This is a genomic window from Bacillus sp. LLTC93, from assembly GCF_002993125.1.
Lineage (GTDB): Bacteria > Bacillota > Bacilli > Bacillales > Bacillaceae > Bacillus > Bacillus zhangzhouensis.
The window spans coordinates 849,135-865,648 of record NZ_PVME01000001.1 but is presented as its reverse complement, the minus strand read 5'-3'; the positions used below and the strand labels follow the sequence as shown (position 1 = coordinate 865,648).

The 16,514-nt window shown below is 42.3% G+C and carries 14 protein-coding genes; 12 read left to right on the top strand and 2 right to left on the bottom strand.

Going from position 1 to position 16,514, the window contains the following annotated elements; genetic code table 11:
• Positions 1 to 23: 23 nt before the first annotated feature.
• Complete coding sequence (gene cstA / locus C6W18_RS04655) at positions 24 to 1,820, top strand: carbon starvation protein CstA (RefSeq protein WP_105926251.1); 1,797 nt, start codon at positions 24 to 26, stop codon at positions 1,818 to 1,820.
• A gap of 48 nt (positions 1,821 to 1,868) precedes the next feature.
• Here cstA and sspI read toward each other — a convergent pair whose 3' ends face one another.
• Positions 1,869 to 2,090 carry a small acid-soluble spore protein SspI gene (gene sspI, locus C6W18_RS04650; protein ID WP_024425725.1) on the bottom strand — a complete coding sequence of 74 codons (222 nt, stop codon included), beginning with the start codon at positions 2,088 to 2,090 and terminating at the stop codon, positions 1,869 to 1,871.
• Positions 2,091 to 2,204: 114 nt separating this feature from the next.
• On the opposite strand from sspI, the gene C6W18_RS04645 reads away from it, so the two are divergent.
• From C6W18_RS04645 to pheT, 3 genes are all read left to right on the top strand, one after another.
• Positions 2,205 to 2,948 carry a TrmH family RNA methyltransferase gene (locus C6W18_RS04645; protein WP_105926249.1) on the top strand — a complete coding sequence of 248 codons (744 nt, stop codon included), beginning with the start codon at positions 2,205 to 2,207 and terminating at the stop codon, positions 2,946 to 2,948.
• A gap of 372 nt (positions 2,949 to 3,320) precedes the next feature.
• Positions 3,321 to 4,355 carry a phenylalanine--tRNA ligase subunit alpha gene (gene pheS / locus C6W18_RS04640; protein WP_034320883.1) on the top strand — a complete coding sequence of 345 codons (1,035 nt, stop codon included), beginning with the start codon at positions 3,321 to 3,323 and terminating at the stop codon, positions 4,353 to 4,355.
• 15 nt (positions 4,356 to 4,370) lie between these two features.
• Positions 4,371 to 6,785 (top strand): phenylalanine--tRNA ligase subunit beta, encoded by a 2,415-nt coding sequence (gene pheT / locus C6W18_RS04635; RefSeq protein WP_105926247.1) that lies wholly within the window; start codon positions 4,371 to 4,373, stop codon positions 6,783 to 6,785.
• A gap of 42 nt (positions 6,786 to 6,827) precedes the next feature.
• Here pheT and rnhC read toward each other — a convergent pair whose 3' ends face one another.
• Positions 6,828 to 7,751 (bottom strand): ribonuclease HIII, encoded by a 924-nt coding sequence (gene rnhC, locus C6W18_RS04630; RefSeq protein ID WP_034320879.1) that lies wholly within the window; start codon positions 7,749 to 7,751, stop codon positions 6,828 to 6,830.
• Between the two features lie 134 nt (positions 7,752 to 7,885).
• Here rnhC and zapA point away from each other — a divergent pair, with 134 nt between their 5' ends.
• The 8 genes from zapA to fadR all read left to right on the top strand — a co-directional run bounded on the left by zapA (position 7,886) and on the right by fadR (position 16,498).
• The gene (gene zapA / locus C6W18_RS04625; RefSeq protein WP_034320877.1) at positions 7,886 to 8,143 is read left to right on the top strand and encodes a cell division protein ZapA; all 258 of its coding nucleotides are present in this window, start codon (positions 7,886 to 7,888) and stop codon (positions 8,141 to 8,143) included.
• 7 nt (positions 8,144 to 8,150) lie between these two features.
• Complete coding sequence (locus tag C6W18_RS04620; protein ID WP_105926245.1) at positions 8,151 to 8,684, top strand: CvpA family protein; 534 nt, start codon at positions 8,151 to 8,153, stop codon at positions 8,682 to 8,684.
• A gap of 114 nt (positions 8,685 to 8,798) precedes the next feature.
• A complete protein-coding gene (polX, locus tag C6W18_RS04615; RefSeq protein ID WP_105926244.1) occupies positions 8,799 to 10,511 on the top strand; it encodes a DNA polymerase/3'-5' exonuclease PolX in 1,713 nt (570 codons plus the stop codon).
• A gap of 21 nt (positions 10,512 to 10,532) precedes the next feature.
• A complete protein-coding gene (locus C6W18_RS04610) occupies positions 10,533 to 12,890 on the top strand; it encodes an endonuclease MutS2 (protein WP_105926391.1) in 2,358 nt (785 codons plus the stop codon).
• Positions 12,891 to 12,904: 14 nt separating this feature from the next.
• Positions 12,905 to 13,309, top strand: coding sequence for a DUF350 domain-containing protein (locus tag C6W18_RS04605; protein WP_007501637.1), 405 nt, complete (start codon positions 12,905 to 12,907; stop codon positions 13,307 to 13,309).
• 163 nt (positions 13,310 to 13,472) lie between these two features.
• Entirely contained in the window at positions 13,473 to 13,928 is a 456-nt protein-coding gene (locus C6W18_RS04600; RefSeq protein WP_105926389.1) for an Imm63 family immunity protein, read from the top strand.
• Positions 13,929 to 14,029: 101 nt separating this feature from the next.
• The gene (locus C6W18_RS04595) at positions 14,030 to 15,748 is read left to right on the top strand and encodes an AMP-binding protein (protein ID WP_105926242.1); all 1,719 of its coding nucleotides are present in this window, start codon (positions 14,030 to 14,032) and stop codon (positions 15,746 to 15,748) included.
• 165 nt (positions 15,749 to 15,913) lie between these two features.
• Entirely contained in the window at positions 15,914 to 16,498 is a 585-nt protein-coding gene (fadR, locus tag C6W18_RS04590; protein WP_034321098.1) for a fatty acid metabolism transcriptional regulator FadR, read from the top strand.
• Positions 16,499 to 16,514 lie beyond the last annotated feature (16 nt).

Sequence of the window (16,514 nt, the reverse complement as noted above, 5' to 3'; positions counted from 1 at the left end):
GTTTATGCGAAGGGGATGGTTAAATGAATGCGGTTACAATTGTCATAGGATCGATGTGTATTTTAGCGATTGCGTATCGTCTTTATGGCACATTTATGATGGTCAAGGTATTAAAAGTCACAGATGATCATCCGACACCGGCTCACACACTGGAGGATGGGAAAGATTATGTGCCGACAAATAAATGGGTCACATTTGGACATCATTTTGCTGCGATTGCAGCTGCTGGCCCACTAGTTGGTCCAATTTTAGCCGCACAATTTGGGTATTTACCTGGTCTCCTTTGGCTTTTAATTGGAGCGGTGATTGGCGGAGCTGTACATGATCTTGTCGTGTTATTTGCTTCGATGCGTAAAAAGGGAAAATCATTATCAGAGGTAGCGAAGGAAGAGCTAGGACCTGTTGCAGGATTTTGTACTGGGCTTGCCATGCTGTTTATCATTACGATCACAATGGCAGGACTGTCTATGGTTGTGCTTCATGCTTTAGAACGAAATCCTTGGGGGACATTTGCAGTCGGAATCACCATTCCAATTGCGATGGGGGTCGGTCTTTATTATAAAAAGACAGGCAATTTAAAGCTGGCCACATCTGCGGGGTTTATTTTACTGATGATTGGTGTATTCCTTGGACCAAATATTCAAGGAACGGCACTTGGTCATTTTTTAACACTTGATACAAAAACGCTGGCTCTCGCCTTGCCGATTTATGCATTCTTTGCTGCGGCTCTGCCAGTTTGGCTGCTATTGGCACCAAGAGACTACTTAAGTAGTTTTATGAAAATTGGTGTTTTCATCGCTCTGATTGCTGGGATCTTTGTGGTGAATCCGTCCATTCAATTTCCGGCGTTTACAGAGTTTGTGAATGGAGGAGGGCCTGTTTTAGCTGGTCCTGTCTGGCCCTTTATTTCAATTACAATTGCTTGCGGTGCCATATCCGGTTTCCACGCATTTGTTGGCTCAGGAACAACGCCAAAGATGCTGGATCGATGGAGTGATATGAAGCCTGTAGCGTTTGGTGCAATGCTAGTGGAATGCTTGGTTGGGATCATGGCGTTAATTGCCGCCACAGCTCTTCATCCAGGAGATTATTTTGCGATTAACAGTACACCAGAAGTGTTCCGAACGCTCGGTATGAGTGTCGAGAACCTTCCGCAGCTTAGTAAGGAAATTGGTCTTGATTTAGAGGGGAGAACGGGTGGAGCCGTTACATTAGCAGTGGGGATGGCGTATATCTTTACGGGGATTCCATTCTTTAGCCATTTGGCGTCTTATTTCTTTCAATTCGTCATCATGTTTGAAGCGGTCTTTATTTTAACAGCTATTGATGCTGGAACGCGTGTGGCGCGATATTTGATTCAAGACTTCTTTGGAGAAGCGTATAAACCGCTTAAACGAAATGACTGGGTACCTGGGTCTGTGTTTGCAAGTGCGCTTGCCTGTTTTATGTGGGGATACTTGCTTTACTCTGGAGACATTGGGTCCATTTGGGCGCTGTTTGGGGTTTCAAACCAATTAATGGCCTCGGTAGGCTTAATCATTGGAGCAACTGTTGTGTTAAAAATTGCAGATAAAAGGCGATATATGCTGACTTGTTTAATTCCGCTCGCTTACTTATATGTCACCGTGAATTATGCGGGCTACTGGATGGTGGTCAATGTATACCTGAATCCTGAGGCGTCTGGCTACAGCGTGCTTAATGCGGTCTTGTCGATCATCATGCTGATCTTGGGATTTGTGATTATTGTGTTTGCTATTAAAAAATGGGTCGAGATCTGGCGTGATCCAGCGCTTCGGATGGAGACACCTATCACTGGATAAACGAACAAAAGCCGGTTTGCTGTCATACATAAGCAAACCGGCTTCTTTTTATTGCTGCTGCTGAGGCTTTAAGCCTTGCTCTAATGTTTCAAGAATTTCATTTTTTTCGTTTTCTGATGCTTCTTGCCATAACACCTCGAACAACACGCCAAGGCCTGGCAGCATTTTTTCCTCGCCGCTTTGAATCGCATCTAAAATCGTATGTTCAAGCTGCTCTTGATTATGTCCAGTGATGTTTTGAATGACTGCGCCTCTTAAATTAAAATCCATTGTCCACACTCCTTTTTTTGATGGTAATAGCCCTATTCTGTCTCAAAGACAGGTTTATTATGTAGTGTGCATGAGATATAATAAATTCATGATATTTAAAGGAGTTAAAGTCGCTTGAAATATATAGAATCAGCTAAAAACGCAAGTATTAAACAATGGAAAAAGCTGCATACAAAAAAAGAACGAACGAAAACGGGGCTATTTCTCGTTGAGGGGAAACATTTAGTAGAAGAAGCATTAAAGAGCGGGATTGTGAAGGAGTTAATGGTCACATCACCTGACATGCTTCCGTCTGACATCAAGCCTGACATGGGGCTCTATGAACTGAGTGAAGAGGCTTTTTCTGCAATGACAGAAACCGAAACGCCTCAGCACATCGCAGCGGTTTGTACACTTCCTGTATTTGAAGAAAAGAAGTATGAGCGAATTTTACTTTTAGATGCAGTGCAGGACCCGGGAAATTTGGGCACTCTTATTCGGACAGCAGATGCCGCTGGTCTGGATGCTGTGATTTTAGGTGAGGGGACGGTCGATGCTTTTAACGGAAAAACGCTCCGTTCAGCACAGGGCTCTCATTTCCATCTGCCCATCTTAAAGCAAACACTTCAACAGGCGATTTCAGCATTCAAGGAGCAAGGCATACCCGTATACGGAAGTGCCTTAAAGGATGCGAAAGAGTATAGAAGCGTAACGACAGAAGGCCCGTTTGCATTGATTGTAGGAAACGAAGGAGCAGGGATTGATCCAGACATTCTGCAAATGACAGACCAGAATTTATATGTTCCAATGTATGGGAAAGCAGAATCATTAAATGTTGCTGTTGCAGCAGCGGTTCTTGTCTATCATTTGCGCGGATAGTGTTGCATCATGCGCTCATTTTCACTATAATGAAACTAATATTTTAAAAACCATGATAGAGGAAGATTGTTTCAATGAGCGGCCTTATAGGGAGAATGCATCGTAGACTGAAAGTGCATTTAAGGAATGCTGAAACAGGAATTCACCTCTGGAGTTGTCACCGGGACCGCAAGCTTTGCGTAAAGGTGAACCGGATTCGTTTGATTCCGTTATGTCAATGAAGCTTATTCGCACATGTGTGCTTAACAAGGGTGGTACCGCGACCACAACTCGTCCCTTCTTTTTTGGAGGGGCGGGTTTTTTTATTGTCTTCAAACGATCAAACAGCCGTTTATCCAGGCGGTTTTGTATATCAAAAGGAGGATTACACTCATGCAAGAAACGTTAAAACAGCTTGAAACAGAGGCGATAGCAAAGGTAGAAGCAGCTAGCTCGCTCAAAGAGGTCAATGACATTCGCGTACAATATTTAGGAAAAAAAGGGCCGATTACAGAAGTCCTTCGCGGAATGGGTAAACTCTCCGCTGAAGAAAGACCAAAAATGGGTGCGCTCGCAAACGAAGTGAGAGAGCAGATTGCTAATGCCATTGCAGAAAAAAATGAACAGCTGGAAGCAGAAGAAGTGAAGAAGAAACTGGCTTCTCAAACCATTGATGTCACATTGCCAGCAAGTCCAATTAAAATTGGGGCAAGACACCCATTAACGATTGTTGTAGAAGATATTGAAGATTTATTTATTGGAATGGGCTATACCGTTGAGGAAGGTCCTGAGGTGGAAACGGATTACTATAACTTTGAAGCGTTAAATCTTCCAAAAGAGCATCCAGCACGTGATATGCAGGACAGCTTCTATATTACCGAAGATACATTGATGAGAACACAAACGTCACCAGTTCAAGCGCGTACACTTGAGAAATATAAAGGCCAAGGCCCTGTGAAGATCATCTGCCCTGGTAAGGTATATAGACGTGACAGCGATGACGCAACCCATTCACATCAATTCATGCAGATTGAAGGACTTGTGGTAGATCACAATATTAGCATGAGTGATCTAAAAGGAACGCTAGAGACGGTCGCAAGAAAAATGTTTGGTGAAGATCGTGAAATTAGACTGCGTCCAAGCTTTTTCCCATTCACAGAACCATCAGTAGAAGTAGATGTGTCTTGCTTTAAATGCGGCGGGAAAGGCTGTTCTGTATGTAAAGGAACAGGCTGGATTGAGATTTTAGGTGCAGGAATGGTTCACCCAAATGTACTGAAAATGAGCGGATTTGATCCAGATACTTACCAAGGCTTTGCTTTTGGAATGGGCGTTGAACGTATTGCGATGTTGAAATACGGCATTGATGATATCCGCCATTTCTACACAAACGATATTAGATTCACAAAGCAATTCAAGCAGGACTAAGAGGAGGAAATCAACATGTTTGTTTCATATAAATGGTTAGAAGACTATGTCGATTTAGAAGGCATACAGCCAGATGAATTAGCTGAAAAAATCACAAGAAGCGGTATTGAAGTGGAAGCCGTTGAGTATAACGGTGAAGGCATCAAAGGTGTTGTCGTTGGACATGTCATTGAGCGTGAACAGCACCCGAATGCAGATAAATTAAACAAATGTCTTGTTGATATCGGAGAAGACGCACCTGTGCAAATTATTTGTGGGGCTCCGAATGTGGAGAAAGGACAGCATGTCGCAGTCGCAACAGTTGGAGCAGTCCTTCCAGGGAATTTTAAAATTAAAAAAGCAAAACTGCGCGGCGAAGAGTCTCATGGCATGATTTGTTCTCTGCAAGAACTAGGAGTAGAGAGTAAACTCGTACCAAAAGAATATGCAGAAGGTATCTTTGTTTTTCCGAATGATGTCAAACCAGGAGATGATGCACTTCAGGCGCTTCAATTAGATGATGCGGTACTAGAGCTTGGCTTAACACCAAACCGTGCGGATGCCCTTAATATGCTAGGTGTGGCTTATGAAGTTGCAGCCATTTTAGGAAAAGAAGTCAAACTTCCTGATATAACACATGAATCGGCTTCGGAGAAAGCAGCAGACTACATTTCGGTCAAAATTGAGGATCAAGAAGCGAACCCTCTTTACGTAGCCAAGATCATTAAAGGTGTAAAAGTTGGGCCTGCACCGCTTTGGATGCAAACAAGATTGATGAATGCAGGCATCCGCCCAATCAACAACGTCGTGGATATTACGAATTTTGTGCTGCTTGAATACGGTCAGCCGCTTCATGCATTTGATTATGACCGCTTTGGTTCAAAGCAGGTGGTCGTACGGAAAGCGGCTGAAAACGAAATGATTCAAACACTGGATGATCAAGAGCGCACATTGTCATCAAAGCATCTGGTCATTACAAATGGTACGAAAGCACACGCTGTAGCAGGAGTTATGGGTGGTCTTGAATCAGAGGTGCGTGATGAAACGACTACAATTCTTTTAGAAGCGGCATATTTTAACGGTCAAACAGTCCGTCAAGCATCTAGAGACTTAGGGCTTCGCAGTGAATCGAGCACACGATTTGAAAAAGGACTCGATCCGCAGCGTGTGAAACCAGCAGCAGAAAGAGCAGCGCAATTGATCAGCGTCTATGCAGGCGGTGAAGTGCTAAGCGGCATTGTTGAGGAAAATCATATTGAAGCAAGTATGAATGTCATCCATGTATCAACTGAGCGTGTAAACAAAGTACTCGGAATGAGTATTTCAAAAGAAGATATGATTCATATTTTCAATAAACTAGGCTTTACAGTGGGTCAATCAAATGACGTTCTCGTCGTGACAGTTCCTTCTCGCAGAATGGATATTACGATTGAAGAAGACCTCATTGAAGAAGTAGCGAGATTATACGGCTATGATAATATTCCTTCTACACTGCCTGCGACAGCTGGTACAGTTGGCGGTCTCACGCCATACCAAGTGAAACGTAGAAAGGTGAGACGTTTCTTAGAGGGTGCAGGGCTTTCTCAAGCGATTACGTATTCATTGACGAATCAGCATAAGTCCACAGCCTTTGCATTGCATCCGGCTTATAAAACGAGACTTTCACTGCCGATGAGTGAGGAACGCAGTGTGCTAAGACAAAGTCTATTGCCAAACTTACTTGATTCTGTTGCATATAACTTGGCAAGACAGGCTGATTCCTTTGGATTTTATGAAACGGGTTCTGTTTTCTTAGCAGAAGCTGAAGGTGCAAAGCCGGTGGAGAAAGAGCATGTGGCTGGTGCACTGACAGGCTTATGGCATAAAAACCTTTGGCAGGGCGAGAAAAAAGCCGTTGATTTTTATGTAGCGAAGGGAATTGCAGAAGGTCTGTTTGAAAAGCTTGGTGTATCAGAGCAAATCACATATGTTCAAGCAGAGCGTGAAGGTCTTCACCCAGGACGTACAGCAGATGTTCACTTAAATGGAAAGGTGATTGGCTTTGTTGCCGCACTTCATCCAGTCATTGAAAAGGAATTAGATTTAAAAGAAACATATGTATTCGAATTTGATTTAACAGATGTGATGACATCTGAAACAGAGGATATGAAATATACAGCGATTCCGAGATTCCCTGCTGTGACAAGAGATATTGCGCTTGTTGTAGATCAGCATATTTCAAGCGGACAGCTGGAGCGAGTCATCTATGAAGCAGGTGGCCGTTTATTGACAGACCTTTCCGTTTTTGACGTGTATGAGGGTGAACATATGGAAGAAGGCAAGAAATCTGTTGCGTTCTCTCTCCAATATTTAAACCCGGAACAAACGTTGACAGAGGAAGAAGTTACGGCTGTTCATACAAACGTATTGAAAGCATTAGAAGATACGTATCAAGCCGTCTTGCGCGGATAAAGAAAAGAGCTATGGCCTAAAAAGGCTATAGCTCTTTTTTGATTATAACCATTTTTTCGCTTTTTGAGTGTTGGCAAAATGCAGCTTTGTAAATTGGCGTAAAGCGTCTTCGCCGTGCAGCTTGATGAGCTTTGCGGCTGCCTTGTCAACATGAGGACCGGCTCCTTTTGGAATGTCAAAGCCAGCTGCTTTTGATAATTTATCCATCTCAATTAAAAAGGCGTACCTTGCGATAATGGAAGCCGCAGCAACTGACAAGTGGATGCCTTCCGCTTTTGTACTAAAGTACGTACGCTCTCGGATGATCTTTTTTCCTGCAAGGTGCTTGAAATAAATACCGGGTTCTGCAAATTGGTCAATGAGAATCGCTTCTGGCTGTTTCCCATCCAGTTTCTCTAACACAGAGGTGATCACTTGATTATGAAGCAGTGCCTTCATTTTCCCTTGGCTCATGCCCTTTTCCTGCATGGTATTGTACTTTTCATTACGGAGCACGAGAAGGCTGAATGGAATGGTTTTGATGAGATCTTTGGCAATGTTGATAATCTGCGGATCCTTTAGTCCTTTTGAGTCTTTAACCCCAAGCTCTTTCATCAGAGTAAGCTTGCTGGAATCAACGTAGGCCGCACAGACCGTCATCGGTCCAAAATAATCACCTGTACCCACCTCATCTGAACCGATAACCGACATGGAAGCAATGCCAGACGGCGGGCTGTATTTTGTGACAGCAGGTGCTTTTTTACTTTTTGTATCAGCTGCTTTTATATGGCTGAACTGACTTGCTTCAGCTTCTGCCTTTTGTCCTTGGAACAGCACTTTTCCAGATTGATATGCTGTAATCGTACAGCCAGGAACCTTTGCTTGAAACAGAGCGCCTGGCGGCAAAGTGTCAGTTAAATGTTGAGCATATACGCTCTTCATCTTCTTCATGTCTTCTGATGTTGCTTTTAAGACGGATTGGGGCACAGTGGATAACTCCTTTTTACCTTGATATCATTGATTTCTAAAGTGTACCATAACAGGGAAGGGCTCGTCTTTCCATTCAATGTCTAAACATGTTATGATAGAGACTAGGATTCTCGTGGAATGGAGGAGAAACGTTGTCTGACGGCGGTAAAACGAAAACAACAGTTGAAATTTATGGACAGTCCTATACGATCATCGGTCAAGAAACAAAGATGCATATGCGACATGTTGCTTCAATTGTTGATGATAAAATGAGAGAAATAAATGAAAAAAACCCATACCTTGATATAAACAGATTAGCTGTACTGACAGCAGTCAATGTCGTCCACGACTACTTGAAATTAAAAGAGCAATACGAAAAACTAGAGGTTCAACTTAAAGAAAAGGAATGAAATTACCGTGATCGATATCATCATTTTGTTTTTGCTTCTTATGGGAACGCTTGTCGGTCTAAAACGCGGGTTTATTCTTCAATTTATTAAATTGATTAGCTTTGTTGTTTCTATTTTAGTGGCTTCCATGTTTTATCAGTCACTTGCACCACAGCTTACGTGGATTCCAGCACCTAATTTCAGTGGTGGTCAAGCGCAGCTTGCTTTCTTTAGTGGGAATCTAGAAACAGCTTATTATAATACCATTGCGTTTATCATTCTGTTTATCTTGACCAAAATCCTGCTCGCCATTATTGGCGGATTGCTCACAACCATTGCAAGTATACCTGTAATTAAACAGGTCAACAAACTGCTTGGCGGTGTTTTAGGATTTCTCGAAACATATCTATTTGTGTTTATTCTATTGTTTGTCGCTGCACTACTTCCAGTGGATGCGCTGCAAACAATGCTGAGCAAATCAATGTTAGCAGATGTGATCGTAGGCAACACCCCCTATCTGTCCGGTCTTGTCAAAGACTTATGGACGACGTATGGAGTTTAAAAACTTCTCCTTTCTTGGAGAAGTTTTTTCTCATTCCATGACAGAAAGTTGTAGGATGAAGGAAAAGTTTGTATATTTATAAAGGAAGATGCCAAAGCGGCTGGAGGATGAGAGATGAATAAAAAAGATATTATCAAACTTCTTGAAACAATTGCTGTATATATGGAGCTAAAAGGAGATAATCCTTTTAAAATATCTGCCTTTCGTAAAGCAGCAGCGGCACTTGAACAAGATGAACGCAGCCTTTCTCAAATAGATGATCTATTAGCATTACCCGGCATTGGGAAAGGGACCTTTGCTGTCATCACAGAGTATATCGAAAAAGGACAATCAGAAACACTCGAACAATTAAAAAAGGAAGTGCCTGAAGGACTTGTCCCGCTCTTAAAATTGCCAGGATTAGGCGGGAAGAAAATTGCTAAGCTTTACCAAGAACTTGGTGTAAGCGATGCACAGTCTCTAAAAGAAGCGTGTGAAGCTGAGAAAGTTCAAGCGCTCGCTGGCTTCGGCAAAAAAACAGAAGAAAAAATTCTTGCAGCCCTTGAGGAAGCGGGAAAGCAGCCTGAACGACTGCCAATTGGCTTTGCATTAGATGTCGCAGAGCGGATTGATCATGCGCTGGAACAGATGGAGGGAATCATCCGTTTTTCAAGAGCTGGCAGTTTAAGACGTGCACGTGAAACGGTCAAAGATTTAGATTATATCATTGCAACAGATCAACCAGAACAGGTCAGAGAGCAGCTCGTTGCACTTGATGATGTAAAAGACATCATTGCAAGCGGAGATACGAAGGTATCTGTGATACTTGCGCTTGATTTTGAGATCAGTGTGGACTTCCGTCTTGTCACAATAGAGCAATTTGCTACAACGCTGCATCATTTCACTGGCTCAAAAGATCATAATATTAGAATGCGACAGCTTGCGAAGGAACGCGGGGAGCGTATTAGTGAGTATGGTGTTGAAACGATTGAAACAGGCGAAGTGAAAACGTTCGAAAACGAAAGCGCTTTTTATGCCCATTTTCAACTTCCGCTCATTCCACCAGAAATTCGTGAAACCGGAGCAGAGATTGATACGTATAAAGAAAGTATGCAATTTGTAGAATTGAATGATATCAAAGGCGACCTTCATATGCACTCGACATGGAGTGACGGAGCATTCTCTATTCGTGAAATGGCAGAAGCATGTATCGCAAAAGGCTATGAATATATGGCCCTCACAGACCATTCTCAATACTTAAAAGTGGCAAACGGCTTAACAAAAGAACGGTTGCGTCTGCAAGCCAAAGAAATTGACAAGCTCAACCAGGAATTCGAGCATTTTCACATTTTCAAAGGGGTCGAAATGGACATTCTGCCGGATGGATCGTTAGATTATGATGATGACTTTTTAGCAGACATGGATTTTGTAATTGCCTCTATCCATTCTAGCTTCTCTCAGCCTGAGGAAGTCATCATGAAGCGCCTCGAAAACGCCCTGCAAAATCAACATGTGGATTTAATTGCACATCCAACAGGCCGTTTGATCGGGAGACGCGACGGCTATGCCTTAAATATTGATCAACTCATAGAGCTTGCGAAGAAAACTGGGACTGCACTAGAGCTTAACAGCAACCCATCAAGACTTGATTTGAAAACAGAGCATTTAATGAAAGCAAACGAAGCGGGAGTGAACATCATGATCAACACAGATGCGCACAACATCGCCATGTTGGATCATATGGAAGTCGGTGTAACAGCTGCAAGAAAAGGCTGGACACCAAAAGCAAATGTCGTGAATACTTTTTCTCTTAACGAGATGAAAAAGTTTTTAACGCGTGACAGGTAGTCGTTAGGAGGCTGTACAATGCTGCAACAAAAAGTGTTAGCATCATTAGAATTTCATAAAGTAAAAGAAAAAGTGATGTCCTATACCGCATCCACTTTAGGAAAAGAAAGAGCGCAGGATTTAACGCCGCTCACGGATATAGAAACCATTCAGCATTTGCTGGAAGAGGTAGCAGAAGCACAAGATGTGATCCGTTTAAAGGGGTCTGCGCCGTTTGGCGGGTTAACGGATATTAGACGCGCAGTCAAACGGGCAGAAATCGGCAGTACATTAAACCCTTCTGAGCTGATGGAAATTGCAGGACTATTGTATGCTGTGAAGAATATGAAGCACTTTCTCACGTCCATGTATGAAGATGGTGTAGACATACCACGCCTTCATACATATGCAGAAACGCTTATTTTACTTCCAGAAGTCAGAAAAGAAATCGAGAGTTGTATTGGTGATAATGGAGAAGTGCTTGATCATGCAACGCCTGCACTTCGTTCGTTACGCATCCAATTACGCTCACTAGAATCAAAAGTACGTGACAAATTAGAATCGATGATTCGTTCACAATCTGCTTCAAAAATGCTTTCAGACACGATTGTGACCATTCGTAATGATCGTTTTGTGATTCCTGTGAAACAAGAGTACCGCTCGAACTATGGTGGAATTGTTCACGATCAGTCTTCTTCCGGGGCAACACTTTTTATTGAGCCTCAAGTGGTTGTTGATCTAAATAACACCTTGCAGCAAACTCGTTTAAAAGAAAAGCAAGAAGTCGAAAAGATCCTGCAAATGCTGACAGAGAGCGTGTCAGAGCATATTCACGAACTGATTCATAATGTAAAGGAACTTCAGACGTTAGACTTTATCTTTGCCAAAGCCAAATATGCAAAGACAGAAAAAGCAACAAAGCCTTCTGTAAACGATCAAGGAGAAATTTATTTAAAACGAGCAAGGCATCCCCTGTTGCCTCGGGATCAGGTCGTGGCAAATGACATTGAGCTTGGTAAGGATTTTTCAACGATCGTGATCACTGGACCAAATACAGGTGGTAAGACAGTCACCTTAAAAACACTAGGGCTGCTGACACTCATGACGCAGGCGGGTCTTCATATTCCAGTTGAAGAAGGATCGGAAGTGGCTGTATTCGACCAAGTGTTTGCTGATATTGGAGACGAACAGTCCATTGAACAAAGCTTGAGTACGTTCTCATCACATATGGTCAATATTGTGGATATTTTAAAGAATTTAACCTCGAATTCACTTGTGTTATTTGATGAATTAGGGGCAGGCACAGACCCTGCTGAAGGTGCAGCACTTGCGATGAGTATCTTAGATGAAGTTCATCAAACAAATGCGCGCGTCATCGCAACGACTCACTATCCTGAACTCAAGGCATACGGGTATAACCGAGAAGGTGTCACAAATGCGAGCGTAGAGTTTGATATTGAAACTTTATCCCCAACGTATCGTTTGCTCATCGGTGTACCTGGACGAAGTAATGCGTTTGAAATTTCCAAACGTCTTGGTTTGCCTGACCATCTGATTGACCGGGCAAAAGCGGATATGCATGCAGAGCATAATGAAGTAGACCAAATGATTGCTTCATTAGAAGACAGTAAGAAACACGCAGAAGAAGAACTGCATGAGACAGAAGCCTATAGAAAAGAAGCTGAAAAGCTTCATAAGGAACTTCAAAGACAAATTCTGGAATGGAATGAGCAAAAAGACAAGCTATTTGAAGAGGCCGAACAAAAAGCGAAAGAAAAAATCGAACAAGCAGCCAAAGAAGCAGAAGACATCATTCAAGAGCTGCGGTCCATTAAAAGTGAGCATCGCTCGTTCAAAGAACATGAACTTATCGATGCGAAAAAGCGTCTTGAAGAAGCTGTTCCTGAGTTTGACCGGAAGAAAAAACCAGAGCCAGCGAAAAAAGCAGAAAGACAACTAAAACCAGGCGATGAAGTCAAAGTGCTCACATTCGGACAAAAAGGAACACTGCTCGAACAAACGGGTGACAAAGAATGGGGTGTCCAAATGGGCATTCTGAAAATGAAAGTAAATGAAAAAGACATGGAATTTATCAAATCAGCACCCGAATTTAAGCAAGAGAAAGCCATTACGGCGGTCAAAGGGAAAGATTATCATGTATCGCTTGAGCTTGATTTAAGAGGAGAGCGTTATGAGAATGCTTTAAGCAGGGTCGAGAAATATTTAGATGATGCTGTATTAGCTGGCTATCCGCGCGTGTCGATTATCCATGGAAAAGGAACTGGTGCCCTAAGAAAAGGGGTCCAGGAATTATTAAAACAGCACAGAAGTGTGAAAAATGCTCGTTTTGGAGAACAGGGCGAGGGAGGATCAGGTGTCACCATCGTCGAATTAAAGTAAAAAGGAGAAAACGCATGAAAGCCTTTTGGGAAAATGAACTTGTGGAAATCGCCGCCTATTACAGCGTGGCCGTCCTATGTCTTGTCTTATTTCTAACCATTTTTGAACTCGTGACCTCCTATAAAAACTGGGAAGAGATCCAGCGGGGGAACTTAGCGGTTGCCATGGCAACCGGCGGGAAGATCTTTGGGATTGCGAATGTGTTTCAGCATTCCATCGCACAGCACAACTCCCTTCTTCAAATGGTTGGATGGGGCGTATATGGCTTTGTGATGCTGCTTGTCAGCTATTTTATTTTTGAATTTTTAACACCAAGATTTAAAGTAGACAAAGAGATTGAGAATGATAATAGAGCGGTCGGGTTTATTTCACTCATTATTTCAGTTGGGCTGTCTTACGTAGTAGCAGCCGGCATTTAAGGAGACGACATGGAAAAGCTAGCAAAAGTATTAATCGTAGTTGCCTGCACTTTTGCGGTCATTGGCGCCGTTTACATGTTCCTGTGAAATGAAGAATACAATATTAGAAAGCTGTCAGGGAACCCCTTGACAGCTTTTATCTCATCAAAGGCGGCGAATCATGATGAAGCAAATTCAGCAAAAAGACGAACTGATGAAGCGAATTGGTACTTGTCTCCAAAAGACATCACTTCCTCGAGACATATATGAACCGTATATCGCACGTCCATTTCAAACGACTGGGTTTTTTGATGATTTGAGTCCTTATATCGAGATCGTTCAAAATGGCTATATCCTCATTCAATATGAACGAGGAGTGCAAGTGCTTCATAAAAGAACAACAGAGGCGGATGAAGTTATTTACTGGATTTTAGAAGATACCATCTTTCTCACTGTTTACCTAGACATGATGAAAAAGTATCAAGTCGACAACATTCATACACATTTACCTAATGACCCTAGTATCCATAAACAGATCGTAGACAGAGTCAATGAGTCGTTCCATGCGATCGGAGGATTATATGAAAAGTGGCATCATGAAGGAAAAAGAGCAACTATAGAAACACAGGCGAAAAAATGAAGGTGTGTAATTGAACCAAGCTCTATTTGAAAAAAGCAAACTGCCTTAAGGAAAAGTTTGCTATAATACAATAGTACGAAAGTTCAGGAAGGAGGGTTTTTATGCAGTCAGATAAACGATGGCTTCTGCATTACCCGAATCAAATTCCCCACGAACTCACCATCCCAAATGAAACGTTACAATCTTACTTATTCAGCTCTGCAGAGGCAGCACCTGAGCATACAGCCATTCATTTTTTAGGAAAAAATATCACCTATGAACAGTTACAAGAAGACGCACTTAAACTAGCCAATCATCTGATGAAAATTGGCGTAAAAAAAGGCGACCGAGTAGCTATTATGCTACCAAACTGTCCTCAATCGGTCATTTCTTATTATGCTGTTTTGATCGCAGGCGGCATTGTTGTTCAAACGAACCCGCTTTATACAGAGAAAGAACTCGAGTATCAAATGGAGGACAGCGGCTCCAAAGTGCTAATCACACTCGATCTATTGTATCCAAAGGCCTATAAAATGAAAGCGCTGACAAGTATGGAGCACTTGATCATCACCAAACTACAAGATTATTTGCCATTCCCGAAAAACATTCTGTTCCCCATTGTCCAAAGAAGAAAAAACAAAATGGTCATCCAAGTCGAGAAAAGTGATACCATTCATCACTTCTCGCAGGTGATGAAAGAATCGTCAGGAGAACAGATTCCACAGCGAGCCTTTCAACCGAAAGAGGATGTCGCTGTTTTGCAGTATACAGGCGGAACGACCGGTTTACCAAAAGGGGTCATGCTCACACATGAAAATATATTAGCCAATACAGAAATGTGTGCATCCTGGATGTATAAAACGAACCGCGGAAAAGAACGGATTCTTGGCATCATTCCGTTTTTTCATGTGTACGGAATGACCACCGTATTGAACCTTGCAGTCAAAGAAGGTCATCAAATGATTCTTCTTCCTCGTTTTGATGTGGCTGATACCCTCAAAACCATTGAAAAACAGAAGCCGACGTTGTTTCCAGGAGCACCAACGATGTATATCGCCTTGCTGCATCACCCGAATATTGAAACGTATGACCTGTCGTCCATTAAGGCTTGTTTAAGCGGCTCTGCCGCTCTTCCTGTTGAAGTCAAACAAAGCTTTGAAAAATTAACAGGAGGACGGTTAGTGGAGGGATATGGTCTTTCAGAAACCTCACCAGTTACCCATGCCAACTTCTTATGGGGAGCGAATAAAACTGGCAGTATTGGCTGTCCTTGGCCCAATACAGATGCTGGCATTTATTGCGAGGAAACTGGGGGACTCAAAGAGCCATATGAGCATGGAGAAATTATTGTCAAAGGGCCGCAAATCATGAAAGGGTACTGGAATCAGCCAGAGGAGACAGCGGCTGTGTTACGAGATGGCTGGTTTTTCACCGGAGATATTGGGTATATGGATGAAGACGGTTTCTTCTATATAGTAGACCGGAAAAAAGATGTCATCATCGCGAGCGGCTATAATATTTATCCAAGAGAGGTCGAAGAAGCCCTTTATGAGCATGAGCTTGTACAAGAAGTCGTCGTGGCAGGTATTCCAGATCCGTACAGGGGAGAAACAGTGAAAGCATTTGTTGTCCCGAAAAAGGATGCCTATTTAACAGAGGATGAGCTCGATCGTTTTGTCAGAACGAGAATTGCCTCATTTAAAGTGCCGCGTGTCTATGAATTTAAAGAGTCACTGCCTAAAACGGCCGTAGGGAAAATCTTGCGCAGAGTGTTAATTGAAGAAGAAAAAAGAAAGCAATCATCTTCTTCTGAAGCGCCTGTTGACCAATCTAAAAAATAACCTGTATCATCCGGTCTATTGGCCGGATGATTTGAATTGTGACTGTCTGCTCTGGTATGCTAAAGGTTGAAAAGAAAGTAGAAGGGCACTTGACAAATCACTCGTTTCTTTTTAACATAAAGATATGAATGAATGTTCATTCAATTTAGAAAGGGACGAAGCACATTGAAGCAGAAAAGACCGAAGTACATGCAAATTATTGATGCAGCAGTTGTGGTGATTGCAGAGAACGGCTATCATCAATCACAAGTTTCAAAGATTGCCAAACAAGCAGGGGTAGCAGACGGAACGATTTATCTCTATTTTAAAAACAAAGAGGATATTCTGATCTCATTATTCAAAGAAAAAATGGGACAATTCATCGAACGGATGGAAACAGATATTCAAAAGAAACCGTCTGCCAAAGAAAAACTTCTTCTACTGATTCAGGAACATTTTCGCCTGCTTTCGCAAGATCATCATTTGGCCCTTGTGACACAGCTTGAACTCAGACAGTCAAACCTTGAACTGCGGCAAAAAATCAATGAGGTGCTGAAAGGGTATTTAAATATGCTTGACTCGATTTTAACAGAGGGAAAGCAAACGGGAGAATTCAGACAAGATCTAGATGTCCGCTTAGCGAGACAAATGGTATTTGGGACGATTGATGAAACCGCTACAACATGGGTCATGAATGATCAAAAGTATGATCTGACTGCACTTGCAGAAAACGTACATGATCTTCTCTTAAACGGAATACATCAATCTTAAAGACAATTGAAAAAGG

Coding starts and splice junctions, on each gene's coding strand:
- cstA (WP_105926251.1), top strand. CDS start 24: ATGAATGCGGTTACAATTGTCATAGGATCGATGTGTATTTTAGCGATT.
- sspI (WP_024425725.1), bottom strand. CDS start 2,090: ATGGATTTTAATTTAAGAGGCGCAGTCATTCAAAACATCACTGGACAT.
- pheS (WP_034320883.1), top strand. CDS start 3,321: ATGCAAGAAACGTTAAAACAGCTTGAAACAGAGGCGATAGCAAAGGTA.
- pheT (WP_105926247.1), top strand. CDS start 4,371: ATGTTTGTTTCATATAAATGGTTAGAAGACTATGTCGATTTAGAAGGC.
- polX (WP_105926244.1), top strand. CDS start 8,799: ATGAATAAAAAAGATATTATCAAACTTCTTGAAACAATTGCTGTATAT.
- C6W18_RS04605 (WP_007501637.1), top strand. CDS start 12,905: ATGAAAGCCTTTTGGGAAAATGAACTTGTGGAAATCGCCGCCTATTAC.
- C6W18_RS04600 (WP_105926389.1), top strand. CDS start 13,473: ATGAAGCAAATTCAGCAAAAAGACGAACTGATGAAGCGAATTGGTACT.
- C6W18_RS04595 (WP_105926242.1), top strand. CDS start 14,030: ATGCAGTCAGATAAACGATGGCTTCTGCATTACCCGAATCAAATTCCC.